Annotated in this window: 19 protein-coding genes; 16 read left to right on the top strand and 3 right to left on the bottom strand. The window is 71.6% G+C overall.

Going from position 1 to position 18,154, the window contains the following annotated elements:
• Together SM793_RS08735 and SM793_RS08730 are read left to right on the top strand one after the other, a co-directional pair.
• The coding region (locus tag SM793_RS08735; protein WP_320437492.1) for an ASCH domain-containing protein at nucleotides 1-376 on the top strand (376 nt) is incomplete at its 5' end.
• 248 nt (nucleotides 377-624) lie between these two features.
• Nucleotides 625-855: a DUF397 domain-containing protein gene (locus tag SM793_RS08730; RefSeq protein ID WP_320437491.1), complete on the top strand. Its 231-nt coding sequence runs from the start codon at nucleotides 625-627 to the stop codon at nucleotides 853-855.
• Between the two features lie 99 nt (nucleotides 856-954).
• Here the strand turns inward: SM793_RS08730 and SM793_RS08725 are convergent, their stop codons facing one another.
• Nucleotides 955-1,173 carry a DUF397 domain-containing protein gene (locus SM793_RS08725; RefSeq protein WP_320437490.1) on the bottom strand — a complete coding sequence of 73 codons (219 nt, stop codon included), beginning with the start codon at nucleotides 1,171-1,173 and terminating at the stop codon, nucleotides 955-957.
• Nucleotides 1,170-2,015: a helix-turn-helix transcriptional regulator gene (locus SM793_RS08720; protein ID WP_320437489.1), complete on the bottom strand. Its 846-nt coding sequence runs from the start codon at nucleotides 2,013-2,015 to the stop codon at nucleotides 1,170-1,172. Before SM793_RS08720 ends, SM793_RS08725 begins: the two co-directional genes overlap by 4 nt.
• 360 nt (nucleotides 2,016-2,375) lie before the next feature.
• Between SM793_RS08720 and SM793_RS08715 the strand changes: the two genes are divergently transcribed.
• The 8 genes from SM793_RS08715 to SM793_RS08680 all read left to right on the top strand — a co-directional run bounded on the left by SM793_RS08715 (nucleotide 2,376) and on the right by SM793_RS08680 (nucleotide 11,358).
• The gene (locus SM793_RS08715; protein ID WP_320437488.1) at nucleotides 2,376-3,005 is read left to right on the top strand and encodes an ATP-binding protein; all 630 of its coding nucleotides are present in this window, start codon (nucleotides 2,376-2,378) and stop codon (nucleotides 3,003-3,005) included.
• Between the two features lie 443 nt (nucleotides 3,006-3,448).
• Nucleotides 3,449-5,599, top strand: coding sequence for a radical SAM protein (locus tag SM793_RS08710; protein ID WP_320437487.1), 2,151 nt, complete (start codon nucleotides 3,449-3,451; stop codon nucleotides 5,597-5,599).
• A gap of 34 nt (nucleotides 5,600-5,633) precedes the next feature.
• On the top strand, nucleotides 5,634-6,728 hold the full coding sequence (locus SM793_RS08705; protein WP_320437486.1) for an aldo/keto reductase: 1,095 nt from the start codon (nucleotides 5,634-5,636) through the stop codon (nucleotides 6,726-6,728).
• On the top strand, nucleotides 6,725-7,411 hold the full coding sequence (locus SM793_RS08700; RefSeq protein ID WP_320437485.1) for a dTMP kinase: 687 nt from the start codon (nucleotides 6,725-6,727) through the stop codon (nucleotides 7,409-7,411). The genes SM793_RS08705 and SM793_RS08700 overlap by 4 nt, the downstream gene beginning before the upstream one ends.
• Nucleotides 7,408-8,601, top strand: a complete 1,194-nt coding sequence (locus SM793_RS08695; RefSeq protein ID WP_320437484.1) for a DegT/DnrJ/EryC1/StrS family aminotransferase — start codon at nucleotides 7,408-7,410, stop codon at nucleotides 8,599-8,601. Before SM793_RS08700 ends, SM793_RS08695 begins: the two co-directional genes overlap by 4 nt.
• Nucleotides 8,598-9,884 (top strand): formyltransferase family protein, encoded by a 1,287-nt coding sequence (locus SM793_RS08690; RefSeq protein WP_320437483.1) that lies wholly within the window; start codon nucleotides 8,598-8,600, stop codon nucleotides 9,882-9,884. The genes SM793_RS08695 and SM793_RS08690 overlap by 4 nt, the downstream gene beginning before the upstream one ends.
• Entirely contained in the window at nucleotides 9,881-10,543 is a 663-nt protein-coding gene (locus SM793_RS08685) for a hypothetical protein (RefSeq protein WP_320437482.1), read from the top strand. Before SM793_RS08690 ends, SM793_RS08685 begins: the two co-directional genes overlap by 4 nt.
• On the top strand, nucleotides 10,540-11,358 hold the full coding sequence (locus SM793_RS08680; RefSeq protein ID WP_320437481.1) for an endonuclease/exonuclease/phosphatase family protein: 819 nt from the start codon (nucleotides 10,540-10,542) through the stop codon (nucleotides 11,356-11,358). Before SM793_RS08685 ends, SM793_RS08680 begins: the two co-directional genes overlap by 4 nt.
• Nucleotides 11,359-11,367: 9 nt before the next feature.
• Here the strand turns inward: SM793_RS08680 and SM793_RS08675 are convergent, their stop codons facing one another.
• Complete coding sequence (locus SM793_RS08675) at nucleotides 11,368-12,054, bottom strand: nucleotidyltransferase family protein (protein ID WP_320437480.1); 687 nt, start codon at nucleotides 12,052-12,054, stop codon at nucleotides 11,368-11,370.
• Between the two features lie 524 nt (nucleotides 12,055-12,578).
• On the opposite strand from SM793_RS08675, the gene SM793_RS08670 reads away from it, so the two are divergent.
• From SM793_RS08670 to SM793_RS08645, 6 genes are all read left to right on the top strand, one after another.
• Nucleotides 12,579-13,364 carry a hypothetical protein gene (locus SM793_RS08670; protein ID WP_320437479.1) on the top strand — a complete coding sequence of 262 codons (786 nt, stop codon included), beginning with the start codon at nucleotides 12,579-12,581 and terminating at the stop codon, nucleotides 13,362-13,364.
• Nucleotides 13,365-13,543: 179 nt separating this feature from the next.
• On the top strand, nucleotides 13,544-14,404 hold the full coding sequence (locus SM793_RS08665) for a hypothetical protein (protein ID WP_320437478.1): 861 nt from the start codon (nucleotides 13,544-13,546) through the stop codon (nucleotides 14,402-14,404).
• An 80-nt stretch (nucleotides 14,405-14,484) separates the two neighbouring features.
• Nucleotides 14,485-14,973 carry a hypothetical protein gene (locus SM793_RS08660; RefSeq protein WP_320437477.1) on the top strand — a complete coding sequence of 163 codons (489 nt, stop codon included), beginning with the start codon at nucleotides 14,485-14,487 and terminating at the stop codon, nucleotides 14,971-14,973.
• Entirely contained in the window at nucleotides 14,970-15,611 is a 642-nt protein-coding gene (locus tag SM793_RS08655; protein WP_320437476.1) for a hypothetical protein, read from the top strand. The genes SM793_RS08660 and SM793_RS08655 overlap by 4 nt, the downstream gene beginning before the upstream one ends.
• Before the next feature lie 87 nt (nucleotides 15,612-15,698).
• Nucleotides 15,699-16,769 (top strand): phosphotransferase, encoded by a 1,071-nt coding sequence (locus SM793_RS08650; RefSeq protein ID WP_320437475.1) that lies wholly within the window; start codon nucleotides 15,699-15,701, stop codon nucleotides 16,767-16,769.
• A gap of 174 nt (nucleotides 16,770-16,943) precedes the next feature.
• Nucleotides 16,944-17,948 carry an aminoglycoside phosphotransferase family protein gene (locus SM793_RS08645; RefSeq protein WP_320437474.1) on the top strand — a complete coding sequence of 335 codons (1,005 nt, stop codon included), beginning with the start codon at nucleotides 16,944-16,946 and terminating at the stop codon, nucleotides 17,946-17,948.
• Nucleotides 17,949-18,154 lie beyond the last annotated feature (206 nt).

The raw sequence follows: 18,154 nt of genomic DNA, 5'->3' as shown, positions 1-18,154 counted from the left end.
TCGCCGCTCCCTGCCCGACTACGGCGGCCCGGCCAGGACGCACGACCTGCACCTCCTGCCCGAGTACCACGCCCTGGTCGCCAGCGGCACCAAGACCGTCGAGGTACGCACCGCGAGCCCGGCCAAGGCACTGATCCGGCCCGGCGACCGGATTGACTTCCACACCGAACACGACCAGTCGGCCACGTGCGAAGTCGTCCGGGTCGACCGCTACCCGGACTTCGTGGCCCTCCTCGACAACGAGACCCCGGCCGCGATCAACCCGGCCGCCGACCGGGACGGCATCCTCGCTGCCCTGCGCGGCATCTACCCGCCTGATAAGGAGAAGCTTGGGGCCCTCGCCATCGAGATCGTCCTGTTGACCACCGACCACTAGTCGGCCAGACGGCACAGCCCAGGACGCCGCGACCCCGGCCCTGACGGCCCACCGAACAGAACGGACGCCCGTGGCACGCCCGCCCGGAGGCACACTCACCGCCGAGCAGCAGAACGACTCGTTGCTTGGTCAGGGCGAACCTCTGCCCGTCGTCCTGCTCAGGATGGCGCCGAGACTGCTGGCCCGTACAGAGATACTGGCGGGAGCCCACGCCGATATCGGACCGCAGACCGACCAGGAGACCAGACGTGATCGACCCGTCCAGCCGCACTCCGAAGCCCCACGACCTCGACCTCACCGGGGCCCAGTGGCTGGCCGCGCCGGACGCACTCGATGGCCCGCAGATCGCGTTCGTCGGGGAGTACATCGTGATGCGCCACGGCGCCGACCCGGACGCCCCGCCTCTGGTCTTCGACCAGGACGAGTGGCGAGCCTTTCAGAGCGGCGCGGCGAACGGCGAATTCCGCGAGCTTCCCTGAACTACCAGTCCTGGGCGAGGTACGACAGTCCGCAGGACTGCTGGCACGCCGAAGGCCCGACACCGCGCGGAGGCGTCGGGCCGTACAAGCTGGTGCGGATCAGGCGACCGGGACGAGAGTCCGGCCAGCGACGGCGGTCAGGAACGCGTCGAACTTCACCGGAGGGTAGGCATGGGCAGGCCCGTGCGGGTCTTTGCTGTCGCGCATCACCACGGTGCCGGCCAGGATGCCGCATTCGACGCAGTTCTCGTTGGGGTTGCTGTCCACTGCCTTCGTCCAGACGACCGGCAGGTCGGCGGCATTGCGGTAGTAGGTCACTTGAGCTGATCTCTCTTCTCGCGGATGAGGCTGAGGGAATCTTCCAGACCAAGGGCAGTCGCCATGATCTGATCGAAGGCCACGCGGTACGCCTCGACCTCCGTGGGCTTCTCGACCCACCTGCTGCTGATCATGTCGCTCAGCAGCACCAGGTCGAGGTCTCGGTGTGGGAACTCCAGCAGCGTGAAGGGACCGTTCTGGCCCGCGTGCGGAGGTGCCAGGGCTGGCATGACCTGGATCGTGATGTTGCCCAGCTCGCTCCACTGGATGAGCCTGTCGAGCTGGTCTTCCATGACGTTGTCGGGCGCCTTCATCGTCAGCGCCGACTCGTGGATGACCGTCCACAGCTTCAACGGATCGTCTTCGCGGGTCAGCACGGACTGGCGGTTGATCCGGACTTCGACTCGGGCCTCGAGGCTGGCGCCCCGGTGCGATCCGGAGGCGATGATGGTGCGCGCATAACGCCGGGTCTGGAGCAGGCCGGGGATGTAGGACACCTCGTAGGACCGGCAGCTGACCGCGGTCTCTTCGAGCCTGATCAGATCCTGGTGCAAGGGGTTGAGATCGCCATAGCCGGCGACCCAGCCGGGGCGGCCAGTATCGCGAAGGCCCTCCAGCAGGACCTCGGCCAGGCCCGGGCCGCACTCGTAGAAGTCCAGCAACGACTTCACGACCTCGGGCTTGAGCTGGACGGCCGCGTTCTCGTAGCGGCTCAGCTTCATGAGGTTCATGCCGGGGACGGCCGTTGCCACTTCCTGAGCTGACTTGCCCGACTGCTTGCGGAGCAGCTGAAGTTCGGCGCCGACGCGCCGATACCGCACCTGGGGCACTGCTGCGGCCATGCGTTTCCCCTCCGTCTGTGTCCGTGGACCAGTGTGCACGTCTCCGCCGCTGGTTCGCCACCACCAGCCGCCAATGGCAATAGAACCTTGCTTCGATAACTGATAATTCACAGATTTCAGATGCACGTCTTGCACTGACGGTGCATCAGCCGTCATGCTGTCTGTCACAGGCCGCTGGCTGATAGTGACGATTCCCGCAGGTGGGCGTCACCTTCACCAGTTCGACCTGCAAGCCCCGCATGAAGTCGCCCCGCTGCCCGCTGCCCCGCGCAGCGGCACCTGAGCGTGCTCTCGGCGGCCTCCGGGCCGTCACCGGATTCACCCCCAGCCGCACCACCAACCCGGCCCGGAGGATCTGCCATGCACAGCACCGTCATCTCGAAGCGAACCGTCCCGGCGAGACGCGCCTCCATCCGCGAGGTCCGCAAGCAGCTGCGCGCGGACCTGTCCTACCTGGACCTGACCGACGACCAGCTCGACGCGGTCCTGATCTGCGCCTCGGAGCTGACCACCAACGCGCTCACGCACAGCATCGACGGCGAGGACGAGCACGAAGTCCTCCACGTCGAAGCAGCAGTGCACCGGGACCGGTCGGTCCTGCGGGTCACCGTCACCGACCCGTGCAAGGCGAACACCACGCCGACCGTCCGCCCCTCGCCCGTGCCGGCGAACGCAGAGAGCGGCCGGGGCCTGCTGATCGTCAAGTCGTACGCGGACGCGAGCGGCTGGGGCACTCGCCGAGCGGACAGCGGCACGGTGCGGGATGTCTGGTTCGAGATCGTCGTCGCCCTGCCCGATCACGGCCGAGCCCCCCTCGTGGAGGTGCGGCCGGAGCTGGAGCAGGGCGACGCGGCCTGTGCCGCCCGGACGGCCGGACTGATCGCGTCGTTCCGTGCCGCGATGCTGCTGCCGACGATGGCGCCCGTCATACGGGTCGGCGTGATCCGAACGCCCGGAGCGCGCGCCGCACCCGTCCGCCGCGCGGCGTAGCACCGAACACGCCCAACCCCGACCCCCGACGCCGCAGGCGGGGGCAGTCGGCAGATGAGCTCCGCCCCAGGGCGGAAAGACGCGGCCGGTCTCTCACCTCGCCGGGGGCGAGGTGAGAGCGGCCGGGGCTGGTCGAGGGTCCAGCCCCGAACCAACAGGCGCCCCTTCACTGGGGGAGGGGCCGGGCCGGGCCGTGGGCTTCGTCGGGAAGCCGGACGGCCCGGCAGCGACCGGCACCGGAACGTCCCTCCGGTGCCCACCCCAATCCGCCGGGGGCCCGGCGGTGCCGCCGGGCCCGCGAGCCACCGGCATCCACGGCCCGCGCTCCCCCGAGCGGGCCCAAGCCCCGCCGGGGGCGACTCTCACCTGACCCCGGCGGGGCACCCCCCGACGCGAACCGTCGGCGTCGCCATCCCGCCCCTTCCAGCCCGAGGAGGACACCCGTGATCGTCAGCGCCACGCCCGCCGCTTTACCCCTCGCCGTCGAACGGCTCCGTGAAGCTCTTCGGCTCGCGGTCCCGCACTTCCCCGACACGGCGGCCGACGAGTCGGACTTCCTGCTCGTCGACCCGCCCGCGCTTCGGGCACACCTCGAAACGCACCTTGCCGACGAGAGCGGCCGGGTACGGGTAACGGGCACCCTCGACCGCCGCCTGATCCTCATCGAGCGCCTCGACGGCCGCTGGGTCGTCGCCGACCTGTCCGGCGAGCCGCACACCACCAGGGCCTGGCCGGCACGCCTGGCCGATCACCTTCGCCTTGACCGGGACACCAGCTGGCTGACGCTCGCCGACCTGGATGACACCGCCGCCCACTACTTCACCCGGCCCGCTGTCACCATCGCCGCGCTCTACCACCCCGAGACGTTCCCCCTCCCGCGGTTCCCTCTCGGCATCAGCGACCTCGCGCGAGCCGCCCGTACCACCCTCCTCGGCGAAGTCCGGCTCCTGGACATGCAGCTCGGCGTCACCATGGCCGACCTCGCCAAGGACCTGGTCGACAACCCGGCGGACATCCTCGGCGTCTCGGCGACCTTCGGCCAGCACGACCTGCTCACCGAACTTCTCGACACCGCGTACCGGCTGCCGAACCCGCCGCTGATCGTCGCCGGCGGAAGCCTGACCGTGCGCAACGAGGAACTTCTCCTCGGCCGGTACCCCAAGCTGCTGATCGCCCGCGGCGCGGGCGAAGCCACCATCCAGGACGTCCTGGCGCACTGGCACGGCGAGCTGGAGCGGGAGGCGATCCAGGGGATCGGCTTCACCGGGGCCGCCCGCGGCGGCGGCCTCCAGCTCGCACGCCGCCGCACCGCCACCGTCCCGAACCGGAACCAGACCGACATCCTCCCCGAGCTGGACCTGCTTCCGGCCACGTTCGCCAACGACGGCGTCGCCCAACTGGAGTGCTCCCGGGGATGCAAGAGCGCCTGCTCGTTCTGCCCGCGCGGCCACAAGGGCCAGTGGTCGGGGGCCGAGCCCGCGTCCCTGCCGTGGATGCTCGGCGAGATGAGCCGGGTCTTCGACCACTTCCCGGACACCTCCCGCACCATCTACAGCGTCGACGAGGAGTTCATGGGCGGCGGGCCCGACGCCGTCACCCGCGCCCTGGACCTCGCGCACATGTTCCACGACGCGCGCTTCCGCTGGGAGACCAGCTGCCGAATCGAGCAGGTCTACCACCCCGGCCGAGACTTCGGCTGGCACGTCGAACGCGCCGCGATGTGGCGCAAGCTCACCGAACTCGGTCTCCGCCGCTGCCTGTTCGGCGTCGAGTCGGGCGTCGACTCGATCCTCACCCGCTTCAACAAGGACACCAGCGCGGAGCAGAACGCCCTGGCGATCCGCACCCTCTCGGCGCTCGACGTGTCGACCCGCCTGACCTACATCACCTTCGACCCGCTGATGAGCCTGGCCGAACTCGAAGCCACCCACGCCTTCCAGGGCCGCACCGACCTCCTCCTCCACCCGCTGCCGCACCTGCCGGTCGAGGAGATAGTCGAAGGCGTCCGCGACCCCGACTTCGTCGCCGAACACACCACCGGCCGGCCGCTGCACTCCGGGATCTCCTACATGCTCGTCAGCATGGAGTGCCTGGTCGGCGCCGCCTACACCAAGATGGCCGAGAAGGCCGGGCTGACCGGAGCGGCCAGGCCTTCCATGGGCCGGGTCGACTCCCGCTACCTCGATGCGCGCATCGGAGAGGCCAGCTCGGCGGCCCAGCTGTGGATCGACCGCAGCTTCCCGCTCGACTACACCCTCAAGTCACTGGAGAAGGTCCTCGACGGCCAGCCGCGGCACTCCGTCCGCGCGGCCCGAACCGTTCTCAAGGACTCCGCTTACACCGTCCTGACCGGCATGCTCCACGAGATCACCAGCACCCCGTCCGTCGGCGACACCGACCGGCTCGCCGACGGCATCGCCAGCATGCTCGACCGCGAGTTCGACCACCTGCGCGCCGTCGTCGGGCCCGAAGTCCGCGCCCTCACCGCCGCGCTCCCGGCCCGGCACGCCGAGCGCCTGCGCGACCAGCACGACCGCTGGACGAACTCCGACGGCTGGCAGCTGATCAACGCCGCCGACCCCTGCGGCACCTGAACCCACCCGTCCCGACCACCGAGAGGAGAACGGCATGAACACCCCCGCGCACCCCGGCGGCACCCTCATCCTGCCCAGCGGCACCACCTGCTCACGCCTGGGAATCGGCTGCTGGCCGATCGGCGGCCCCGCCCACAACCTCGGCATGCCGATGGGCTGGAGCACCGCCGACGACCACCAGGCCCTCGCCGGCCTTGAGCGGGCCTTCGCCCTCGGCGCGAACCTCTTCGACACCGCCGACGTGTACGGACACGGCCACTCCGAACAGCTCCTCGGCACCTTCCTGCGCGGCATCCCCCGCCACGAGTTCGCCGTCACCAGCAAGGTCGGCTACTTCACTGAGCCCGGCACCGACCACGCCATGGAGCCCGCCCACCTGCGCCGCCGCCTCGAAGGCACCCTGGAGCGTCTGGGCGTCGACCACCTCGACGTCTACTCCCTGCACAACGCCGACTTCGGGCCCGGAGACGCCCTGCTGGAGAAGGCCGTCGCGACCCTGCGCGGCTTCCAGGAAGAGGGCCTGATCCGCTCCGTCGGCATGCGCGGCCCGCACCGCTTCGCCCCCGAGCGCCTGACGACCGAGCCCGGCCAGCGCGAGGACAAGCACGCCCGGTTCCGCCGCCACTTCGCCGAGATCCGCCCCGACGTCCTGGCCGTCCGCGACAACCTCCTCACCCCGCCGTCGGCGACCGACGGCATCCGCGAGTTCAGCGCAGCCCACTCCGTGACGGTGATCGTGAACAAGGCGCTCGGGCAGGGCCTGCTCACCGGCAAGCACACCGCCGCCGCGCCCCCGGCCTTCGCCGACGGAGACCACCGCCAGCGCAAGGCGTGGTTCACCGAACCCGCCCTCACCGTCCTTGGCCCGTACCTGGACGAGATCCGCCACCACCTCGGCAACGGCCCGGACCCCCTGGCCCACGCCGCTCTCGCCTACTGCCTGCGCCGCTGGCCCGGAGCCGCTGTGCTGGCAGGCTTCACCACCGCGGCGCAGGTCGAGCAGAACCTGACCTGCGACCCCGCCCGGCTCACCACCGACGACCTGCTGTACCTCGCCGAAGTCGGTCACCAGGCACAGCGGGCCCTCGACCAGCTCGGCGAGGTCTTCACCGACGAGGCCACCCAGTGACCGCCGCGCCGTTCATCGCCCTGGAAGGCCCCGACGGAGCCGGCAAGACCACCCTCGCCACCGCGGTGGCCGACGCCCTCGCCCACCTCGGGCTGCGCCACATCGACCGCAGGCAGGTCTCCACCAGCTCCAAGTACGCGACCACCCTGATGGAACCCCTCGCCCGGATGCTCTGGCACAGCGGCGACGCCCCCGACCTCTCGGACAACTTCTGGGCCCACCTCCAGGCGAGCTGGTTCACCGCCCACGGCGAGCAGGTCATCACCCCGGCGCTCACCGCCGGTCCGGTCCTGGTCGACGGCTGGTACTTCAAGCTCGCCTCCCGCCTCACCGGCCAGGGCTGGAGCACCAACGAGATCACCCACCTGTTCAGCCGGGTACGTCGCCCCGACCACACGGTCCTCCTGGACGTCGACCCCGTCCTGCTGTGGGAGCGCAAGGCCCACCAGCTGCGGCCCGCCGAACTCGGCATGCACGGCACCTACCCCACGCTCGGCCGGGACTCCTTCCTCGACTACCAGCAACGCGGCCTCCAACGCCTGCGCGACATGGCCGCCGCAGACGGCTGGCACGTCCTCACCGTCCCGGCCGGCGAGGACCTGCCCACGACCACCGACCGGGTCGCCGCCCTGCTCGCCGACCTCCTCACCAACTCGCCCTCCACGTCAGGAGAACGACCGTGAACCAGCCCGCCCCCTACACGTGGCCCCACATCGACCCGCAGCTGCGCCAGGCCGTCGACCGGCAGCTCGACCGGTCGCTCTCCGAGCGGGACGCCACCGGGGTGATCGGCGAGTTCGAGACGGAGTTCGCCCGCTTCGTCGGCAGCCGCCACGCCATCGCCTACTCCTCCGGCACCTCCGCCCTGCACGCCATGTGCGTTGCCGCCGGACTCGGCGAGGGGGACGAGGTCATCGCCCCCGCCTACACCTTCTTCGCCACCGCCACCCCCTTCGCCTACGAGGGCGTGAAGGTGGTCTTCGCCGACGCCGACGGCTGGGGCAACCTCGACCCCGATGACCTGCCGGGCCTTCTCACCGCCCGGACCCGGGCCGTCATCGTCACCCACATGTGGGGCAACCCCTGCGACATGACCGCCATCGCCCAGTTCTGCCGCGACAACGACCTGCTGCTGCTGGAGGACTGCTCCCACGCGCACTTCGCGTCCTGGGGCGGCAATCGGGTCGGCACCTTCGGGGCGATGGCCGTCTTCTCCACCAACCAGAAGGCCATCACCACCGGCGAGGGCGGCGTCCTGGTCACCGACCACGACAAGTTCCGCGAACTCGCCCTCCTCCACGGCCACTACAACAAGCGGTCGTTCAAGGAGATCAGCCCCACCGCCCCGTACTACCAGTACGCCCTGACCGGGATGGGCCTCAAGTCGCGGATGACCACCCTCAACGCCGCCGTCGGCCTCGACCAGCTCGCCAAGGCCGACGACATCGAGGAGCGCCGCCGCGGCATCCTCGACCGCTTCGCCGCCGCCCTCGACGGCAACCCCGTCGTCTCCCTGACCACCGTCGACCCGCAGCGTGGCGCCAACGGCCTGTACGTCCTCGGACTGCACTTCCACGAGCAGGCCGCCGTAGTCACCGCCGCCGAGTTCACCGACCTGCTCACCGCCCTGGGTACCGAGTTCGACATCCCCGGCTCCACCGCCGTCATCGCCAACGAGCCCCTGTTCCACCGGCCCAGCCGCACCACCCCGTGGACGACCGTGCCCACCGTCGACCCGGCCACCTACGGCGGCGCGCAGCAATTCATCAACTCCTTCATCAAGGCCCCGCTGTTCGGCTACCCCGGAGACGAGCAGGCCGTGGACCACCACATCGCCACGCTCGCCGCCGTCAGCAAGGACGTGGCCCGGTGATCACCCCCGACTCCCTGACCGACGAGGCCCGCACCGACGGCGACACCATCACCGTCGCGGCTCTGCGGGACCTGCGCGGCCAGGCCCTCCAGCCCCCGCCCGCCCCGCCCGCCAGCGGCGTGACGCTCACCTCCCGCCCTCCGCTGCTCATCGCCCGGCCCACCCTCGCGGACCACCAGGTCCGCGCCGCCACCCGCATCTGGCTCGCCTCCCGCGCCGGCCACCACCGGGCGAACGACCCGGCGGAGGAGGCCCTGCTGCACGCCGTCGAGACTTCCGCGCTTGCCCGCCCGCCCATCGACGGCACCGCCGCGACGGTGGACGCCGATCTCGCCGACATCTACCTCACCCTCGCCCGGCACTGGCTGGAGCTGACGAAGAACAGCGCCGACCCGCGCTACCTGAACGCCGCGCTCAAGCTCCTCAGCATCTGCCTGGTCGCCCCCGTGCCCGCCAGCGAACAGGGCGCGACCACCCTGGCCGCCACACTGGAAGCCCTGGACACCACCACCGTCCCCCCGACCTTGTCCAGCAGCATCGCCAGGCAGCACGCCTACGCCACCCCCGTCGTTCCGGCGCCGACCGGCGCGCCGGAGCCCCGCATCGCCGTCCTCGCCGGCGCGGACTCCCGGGGGCTGCCGCAGTTCCTCGCTGCCGCCCACAACCTGCCGATCACCGGAGTCGTCCTCCACGAAGGCGGCCAGCAGCAGGAGCCGCCCGGCAGCGCCTACGGCACGCCCTGGTACCCCGCAACCCGCGCCACCCACCCCCGGCTCGCCCTCGCCGCGTCGCCCCTGGCCCACCACCGGGTCGCCCACCGCGACTGGAACGCCGCCGCCGCCCACCTGGCCGACTGGGGCACCGACCTCCTCGTCCTGATCGGCATGGACGTCATCCCTCCGACGGTCCTGGCCGTCCCCCTGCTCGGCACCATCAACGCCCACAACGGTGCACTGCCCGCCTACCGCGGCATGGACGCCGTCGCCTGGGCCGTTCTGACCGGCCAGCCGGTCGTGTGCAGCGTCCACCACGTCACCGAGCAGGTCGACGCCGGCCACGTCCTCGCCACCAGCGACGTGCCCACCGACGCGCCCGACCTGCGCCAAGCCGTCAAGGACACGCAGCTCCGCCTCCTCACGGATGTCTGCCGACACGTCGCCACCACCGGGGCCCTGCCCGCCGGGCAGCCGCAGACCGGCCCCGCCCGCCGCTACTACCGGATGCACCCCGCGCTTCGGCACCTCCTCGACGCCGCGACGAACCCGATCGGAGCCGCCTCGTGACCACCGGCCTCCTGCCCAGCCTCGACGGCCTCGACTGGGACGACCTCCCGGCGGTGGCCAGCGCCACCACCGAGGCGTTCGACGCCCTCACTCGCAACAACTGGGCGCTGCTCGCCAACCTCCTCACAGCCCTTGCCGGGGACGCCGGACTCGGCGCGATGTGCGAGCAGTTCGACTTCCTCGACAAGCTCGTCATCCACCAGGGCGACCGCTACCGCGTGCGGCTCCACCGGTTCCGGCCCGGCTACTTCGACCGGCCGCACGACCACCGCTGGTCGTTCGCGTCGATGATCCTCACCGGCTCCTACCAGCACGTGCAGTACGGCACCAACGAGGGCTTCGACACCATCGACCCCGCCACCCTCGTGCCCCGCCAGATCCGCACCGAGCGCCCCGGCGACCACTACGTCCTGCACCACACCGCCGTGCACTCCGTCCACGCGGACGCCGGCACGATCTCCCTCGTCCTGCGGGGCCCCGCGACCAAGGACGCCTTCCGGATCATCGACGCCCCCAGCGGCGGGTCCTTCACCGCCCGCGGCGCCCAGTCCGAGACCGACGCCCAGCGCGACGCCAAGCGCATGCCGCTCCCGGTCATCAACGCCACCATCTCCGACGTCCTCGCCGCCCGGCCCGCCACCCAGGAAGTGACCGCATGACCAACAGCCAGGAGCAGGACTTCCTGTTCGGCACCGCGAACACCGTCGAGGACAGCGTCGCGGCCAGCGAGTTCCGGCTGCTCGCCCTCAACATCGAGAGCCCGTCAGCCGACCGGGTCCGCCGACAGCTCGACTGGATCTACGGCACCGGCGCCAACGTGCTCGTCCTCACCGAGGTCAAGGTCAACGACGCCGGTGACCTCCTGGTGCGGGAGCTCACCAGCTCCGGCTTCAAGGTCACCCGCCCCCGCACCGGCCCGAACGACCGCTACATGACGGTGATCGCCACCAAGGGCTACCAGAGCCGCCCGGTCCACCTCGACGGAGAGGACTCCCGCTTCCACGCGGTGCGCCTCACCACCCACTTCGGGAACCTCGACGTGGTCGGCCTCTACTCCCTCACCAACGGCATGAGCGCCGAGAGCAGCACCGCCCGCCGGGCCTACCAACGACGCGTGATCACCGCCCTGGGCGCCCGGGCCGCCGCCGAGCCGACCGTCCCGATCCTGGTGACCGGCGACCTGAACGTGGTCGAGCCCGGCCACGGCCCGGCTCCCAGCCGCGCCCTGTTCGAGGACCACGACTTCGACTTCTACCTGGACTTCGGACGCCGGCTCGGGCTGGTCGACTCCTACCGGCAGACCCACCCGGACGCCGCCGACCTCACCTGGTACGGGCCCAAAGGCGGCCAGCGGCTCGACCACGTCTTCACCACGCCCGACGTTCACGCCCGGGTGACCTTGGTCGGCTTCGACCACGACGTGCGCACCAGCCGCCTCAGCGACCACTCCGCGCTCCGCCTGACCGTCGGCTGACCACCGGCCTCACGGCCGACTGGTCGGCTCCACCCACGGCAGCTTCGTCAGCTGCGGCCACTCCTGCATCCACCGCTCCGCCTTGGTGTCGTAGACCGCCTGCGGGGCGACGGTCAGCGGGTTTGGCCGCAGCACGAGGTTGAACAGGTCCGCGAACCCGTGGGTGGAGTGCACGGCCAGCTTGCCGCCCGCGTCCAGGCTCAGCCCCACGCAGCAGCTCGTCGCCGCGAACGAGCTGATGGCGTCGGCCAGGTCGCGGTACGGGGCGATCTCCTTGCCCCACTTCTGCGGGTACCACAAGTGCACCCGGGCCTGGTTGCGGGGCTCCAGCTCCACCCCGAGGTCGGCGACCGCCGCCAGGCACTTCTTGATCACGGCATCCTCCGCGTCCCAGGAGGTATCCGGGTCGAAGAAGAACAGATCGTGATCCCGAATCCCCGCTCCCAGGTCGGCCCGCCCGGCGGCGGCGTTCCACACGGTCTGGAACAGGCTCCCGGCAGTCAAGTACCAGGCAGGGAGGTTCAGTTCCGCCAGGCGCTCCAGCACGTTGCGCACCGACGGGTTGCGCAGGGCGGTGGCAGCGAACGCAGCGGCCTGCTCCTCAGGGCTTCCCGAAGCGGCGAGGTCGTACAGGCCCTGGGCGGTCAGAAGGTCAAAGTCTCGGTGGTCGCGGACGTCCGCGTAGTCCAACAGCACCCGCCAGACCCTGCCACAAGCACCCCAGTGATCGCATCGTGAACCACCGCTTTCGGTCAGCAAGTTGACGCCCACCCCTTGTGACCAGCAACTGCCCGACCGCCGCACTTCTCCCGGTCACCCGAACGACCGACCGGCCCGCAGTAGTCGTGCCACCACTTCCGCCAACCGAACCGAACGGAACCCATCCGCATGCCCCGCCCGCCGCAGCTCGTCCTCAGCCCGCTCAGAGGAGACCGTCCCGCCCCGCAGGTCGACCCGGCTGCTTACACCGCGGCCGGGCCGGGGCGCTCCTTCCGCGTGGTTCCGCTCGCGGCCCTCAACACAGAACCCAGCACCGTGCTTCCGCTGCGCCGCCGCCAGCCGCCGTTCCGAGGACCCGAGGCGACCGGACCGCTGTTCCCGACCGGCCCGGTACGCCGCACCCGCACCCCGGGGGCCGGACTGTCCGCATGGTTCGCCGGAGCCGGCCACGCCCGGTCCGCCGCTCGCGGGGAACTCCCAGGAGGGGGTGGGCAGGCGACGTGACACTGCTCCTCGAAACCGACCTCGGCCGCCGGATCATCCCGGGCATCGAGGCGTACGTCACGAACCCTGCCACGGCCGACCCGGGGGAGCGGTCGGTGTGGGCGGCAGGGAAGTGCTGGCTGGCGTGCGCCCGCGAGAACGTGGCGGTGAGGTGGCTCGGCCCGGTGTCCGTCCACCACGCCCTCGCCCCGATGCGGGCCTGCGAGGAGTGCATCGCACGCCTCACCGAGCTGGCGAACCTGATTGCCTGCGGCGCCCCGGGGGCTCCGGAGCTGCTCCCCGCCGCCGCACCGACCGCCGTACCGCTGGTCGACGTCGCCCTTCCGCCCCGGGCGCTCGTGGATCTCGCCTGGGGAGAACGCACGCAGCCGCCTGTCCCCGGCGACGAGAACCCCTGGTTCGTGGGCTTCTGCTGGCTGTACTGCGACCGGACGGGCCTCCTGGTCATGCCGATCGGCCCGGTCTCCACCGCCACCACCACGGTCACCATGTACGCCTGCGCCCGCTGCATCACCTACCTGGACAACCTGGTGTGGGGGCACCTGTACGCGCTGGACGCCGGCTCCCGCAGCGGGCGGCAGCCGGTGGTGCTGGCTCGTGTGCCCGGCCGACCGGCCCTACCACCCGGTACGGGCTGCGACGGCCAGTCCGAGCCGGTCGTGGGACAGCGACCGGAGAGCCTTCGCCGGGGCCGTCACCGGCGCGAACGGCGGCTGGCCGACCACCTCGGTACCCCGGTTGTGACTGGGCTGGCCCGGCTGCGGCGACGGACCAGACGGTGAGCGCCGCGCTGGACGAGCCCGCTGCCCGACGCCGCCCGCATCGACGCCGCTCTCGAAGCCCGCTCCCACTGACCACCCCGGCCATAAGCCGCACCCGGTGCCCCCGCCACCAACCCCGCTCGGCCACCGCTCCTCGCGGCGTTCCTGCGGCCAACCAACCACGAACAGGAGAAAGCGAGTTGACCGATACCGGACCACGCTCCAGGGTCGCCTTCTGGAACGTCGAACACGGCAAGCACCTCGACCAGGCGACGGACTGGCTCGCCGGCCAGAATCTGGACGTGCTGTTCTGGGCGGAGCTGCAACCGGGCGACGACCTGCGGCGCGTCGAGAACGCCCTCGGCATGGTCGGCTACCCGGCCGTCGATACCCCTGTCAGTGCCAACCAGAACGCGATCCTGCTGCGCCCCGACGGCCCGTACGCACTGACCGCCGAGTACACCGGCCAGCACCGCCGCGCCCCGTGGCACCCCAAGGTGAACCTCCAGGTCGCGCTGCGCGACGACACCGGGACCACCCTGCCCGGCGCGCTGGTCCTGGTCGGCGAGCACTCCAGCTACTTCAGCCCCACGACCCGCCTCATCGAAGCGGAGTGGTACAGCACCGTCATCAAGAGGAACGGGCGCGTCCTGGCAATGGGCGACTGGAACTCCTACGCGGTCGGGGAAGTGCCCGACCTCGCGGACATCACCGACCTCGCGCACCTGCACGACCGCACCTGCCTGCACCCCACCCTCGGCAGGGTCGCCGATACCCGGCCCGACGAGGACCTGACGGCCGCCGGATACGTCGACCTCGCCCGCCACCACGCCGACCGCACCGGCGACAGCTCCCCGCTCACCCCGACCGCCGGATACGGCAAGCCCGGCCAGGGCGGCGAACAGCGCATCGACCGCGCCTACGCGGATCCGCAGACCGCCGGCGCGCTGCTCTCCTTCGACGCGGTTCGCGGTCTCGAACACCTCAGCGACCACCGGCCGCTGCTCGCCGAATTCGACCTGGACCGGCTGCGTGCCGCCGTCGGCGCCGCCCTGTGCTGATCCCCGGAGCGAGCCGCGCCGCCGTGTTCAGCACGGCACCGTCCCCGACCACTCCTCCTGGCCCCGCCGGAGTCCGCCTGATGACCACCTCCATTACCGCCCCCGCCGCGCCGTTGGCGGTCGGCGACATAGCCGCCCGGATGGTTGCCCGCACCGGCATCCCCGTCCTGCTGCTCGCCACCCACCCCGACCAGCCGACCGTGACGGCCGGGATCGACGGCCACCCGCGCCGCTACACCTCCACCACCGCGACCTACCCGCAGGGCCTGCGCACCGAAGTCCACGCCCCCGGCGGCCCCGACCCCGACCAGCTCGTACGCCGAGCCCTGCCCGGAGCCCCACGCACCAGCACCGCCTACCTCGCCACCCCCGGCAGGATGACCCTCGGCGTCGAGACCCGCCACGACGGGCTCCTCGCCCGCGCCGGCACCTGGCGCGGCTGGACCCTCCTCACCGTCACCGAGGACCAGAACTACGCGGGGCCGCTGCCCGCGCTGCGCGTGATCGGCGCGGACTCCCTCCCCGAAGGGCAACCCGGACGGCCCTACCTGCCGCAGGACACGGCGTGAGCGCGCCCGCCGCGCCCGCGCGCAGCGGCGCACCGTGGGTCATCGTCCGCGAAGGCGAAAAGCTCCTCGACCCGGCCGTCCTCCTCACCGCCACCGGAGTTCGCTACCAGGACGAAGGCCCCTACGACCGGGACGAGGCCGGGGTGCTGTGGGCCCGGTGGGGTGGGCGCCCCACCGGCAGGCCCCGGCTCGGCGACGCCCACGGGCCCCGCCAGCGTCGGGCGCTTCGCCAACTGCTCTGCCAAGGCTGCAAGCAGCCCGCCGACCGTACCGCGGACGGCACCCTGTGGCTCATCGAGGACGACCCGCAGGGCGGCGACGCCTGGCCCGAGCAGCTGCTCACCATGCATCCGCCGACCTGCCAACCCTGCGCCGACATCGCCGACCGTTACTGCCCGCACCTGGGAGCCACGGGCAGCGCCCTGCTCCGCGTCCGCCATGCCGAGCCCGCCGGCGTACGGGGCTTCCTCCACCAGGCCCGCCCCGGGGCTCCGGCCAGCAGGACCCGCACCGACTTCGTCGACTTCCGGTACCCGCTCGTCCGGTTCGTCGTCGCTGTCCACCTGGTCGTCGCCCTGGAGGGCTGCACGATCATCCGCCGAACCCCACCCCGCACCTGCGACACCAACCCCAGGTGACCCGGTGACCCGGCACCCGGGTTCGGCTCGCCCGCTGACCCAGCAGGGTCTGGCGCAGTCCGACCACCGACCTCGAACAGGAGCATCATGATCGAGACTAAGCGGATCGTCATGGCCACCCCGGAGCTGGCCGGACCCGGCCCGGCCAGCGGCCTCGGCGCCGCCGAGCACCACGTCCTCGAAGCCGCCGCCGCACGGATGCGGTTCGACACCACCGGCGCGACCCTCCTCACACCCGGGGTGTTCCGTCTCCCCGCCGCCGACGACGGAGCGGGAGCCGTCGCCAAGATCCACCGCCTCGGGACGACCCGCGAGGCCGCCCTACGGCAGGCCACGGTCGCCTCCTGGGTGCTGGAACACGACATCCCGACCGCGCGGCCGCTCGGACGTCCGACCTCCGTGCGCGGCCAGATGGTGTCCTTCACACGGGACCTCGGGCCTGGCCGCCCCGCCGACCCGGAGGAACGAGCCGCGTTGCTCGCCCTCCTGCACGCCCTCCCCGCCCCCACCGGCCTTCCCCTGCCCGAAACCGTCCCCACCGCCAGCCTCCAGCGGCGCCTTGATGCCCTGCCCGCCACGGTGGTGAACGGTGACGCCCGCAGGGAGGTGTGGACGTGCCTCCAGATGGTCGAGCGGCTGTGGAACCACCTGGAGCCCTTGACCCGCCGCCGTCTCGTCCACGGGAACACCGACCCGTCGCACACGGTCGTCGGACGCGACGGCATCCCGAACCTGATCAACTGGACGGTCGCCGCGATCGGCCCGCCCGGCCTCGACCTGGCATCCGAGGCGTTCCGCCGGGACGGCTTCGGCGTCGACCCGAGGGACTACGAGCGGTTCCACGCCGAGTACGGCCATGACATCACCCAGGACGACACCGGCCGCACCTACGCGGTGCTGGCCGCCCGCGCCGCCGCGGCAGGGGTCATCACCGCCGCCGAACACGCGGTTCACGACCCCCAGTGGCGCCCGGAGTACCTGCTGCGGCTGTCCTGCCTGTCCGCGCTCGGCGATCCCGCGCGCCCCTACCCGTGGACGTGGCGCTCGGGCAGCCAGCTCACCGTCCCGACCCAGCCCCCGGCCTGCCTCCCGGGTCCCGGAGGCCCCGCACGCCCGGATGCCCAACCCGGCGCAGAATCAGGCCAGTTGACGGCCTGAGGCTCGCCCGCCCCTCTCGAACTCACTGGTCGCCTTGGGCGGCACGCCTGCCGTCGGGCCGTCACCGAGTTCCCCCAACCGAAGGACGATGACGATCATGAGCTGCCCGCCCGACCCCAACCCGCCCACCACCAAGCCCCGCCCGACCCCCCACGCACAGACCGAGGCGCGGCGATGAAGACGAAGACCATCGCTGGTGGGGTGATCGACGTACCCGGCGCGGCGCAGATGCCCCCCGCCGTGCGGGGGGCCCTGGAGGCGGCCAGCGCCTCGCAGGGCTTCAACACGGACGGTGGCAAGCTGATCCACCACAACCGCAACTGGGTGGTGCGCCTGCCGAAGGCGGGCCTCGACGGCCCGGTGATCGCCAAGGTCCACCAGGCCGGTACCGGCCGGGCCGAGGTCGTCCGGCAGGTCAGGCTCGCCGAGTGGCTGCTCGACAGCGGTGTCCTCACCGCCCGCCCGGCCGGCACTCGCTGGCCCGTACTTGCCGGGCCGTACTTCGTCACCTTCACCCACGACCTCGGAGAAGGCGCCCGCCTGTCCTCCGCCGAACTGGCCCGCGCCCTCGCCCAACTGCATGCCCTGCCAGTTCCCGCCGACCTGGACCTGCCGCCCCTCGACCCTGCGGCGCCCCTGCTGGCCCGGATCGAGCAGATCCCGCAGCAGGTCCTCACCAACCCCGACCGCCGGTGGCTGACCGGCCACATCCAAGAACTCGGAGACCTGTTCCGCACCACCCACTGGCCCGGCGAGACGGCCTTGGTCCACGGCGACCTCGCCACCTTCAACGCGATCCGCACCAGCGCCGGACCCGCGCTGATCGACTGGGAGGAGTGCAAGGTCGGCACGCCCCTGGTCGACCTGGCGTTCCTGGCATGGTCCCGCGACGCATTCTCCACCGATCCCGAGGAGTACGACCGGTTCTGTGCCGTCTACGGCACCGATGTCACCACCGTCGACGGCGGGAAGCTGTACGAGCAGGTGCTCGCGCCGCTGCGTGCGGTGACCGGGGCCGTCATCGCGTTCGAAGCCCTCTCCCGCGATCCGGCATGGGTGGATGAGGCCGGGTACCGGATGACCTGCGTCCGGGGCCAAGGCGAGCGCCAGTTCGGCTACCCGTGGGGGTGGAGCGTCGCCTCCGGCTACACCAAGCCCGCCTCACCGGACGGGGTGTGACATCCAGACCAGTCGATCAGCAGGCTGGCGCGCGCAGCCTCACCATCCCATCGCAGTTCGTTGATCGACATCCGCCAACCCGCCGACGTGGAAGCGGATTTACCCGGATCGGATGAGCCCGCGCCGGACACGCCGGACACGTCGGCGGCGTACTGCCAGGATCGGGGACTCGACCAGGAACCCCTCCTCTCGCAGCCCGCCAACCG

The sequence above is a fragment of the Kitasatospora purpeofusca genome, from assembly GCF_034043715.1.
Taxonomy (GTDB): domain Bacteria; phylum Actinomycetota; class Actinomycetes; order Streptomycetales; family Streptomycetaceae; genus Kitasatospora; species Kitasatospora purpeofusca_A.
The sequence above is the reverse complement of the archived record's forward strand: the minus strand, read 5'-3'. Positions and strand labels throughout refer to the sequence as shown.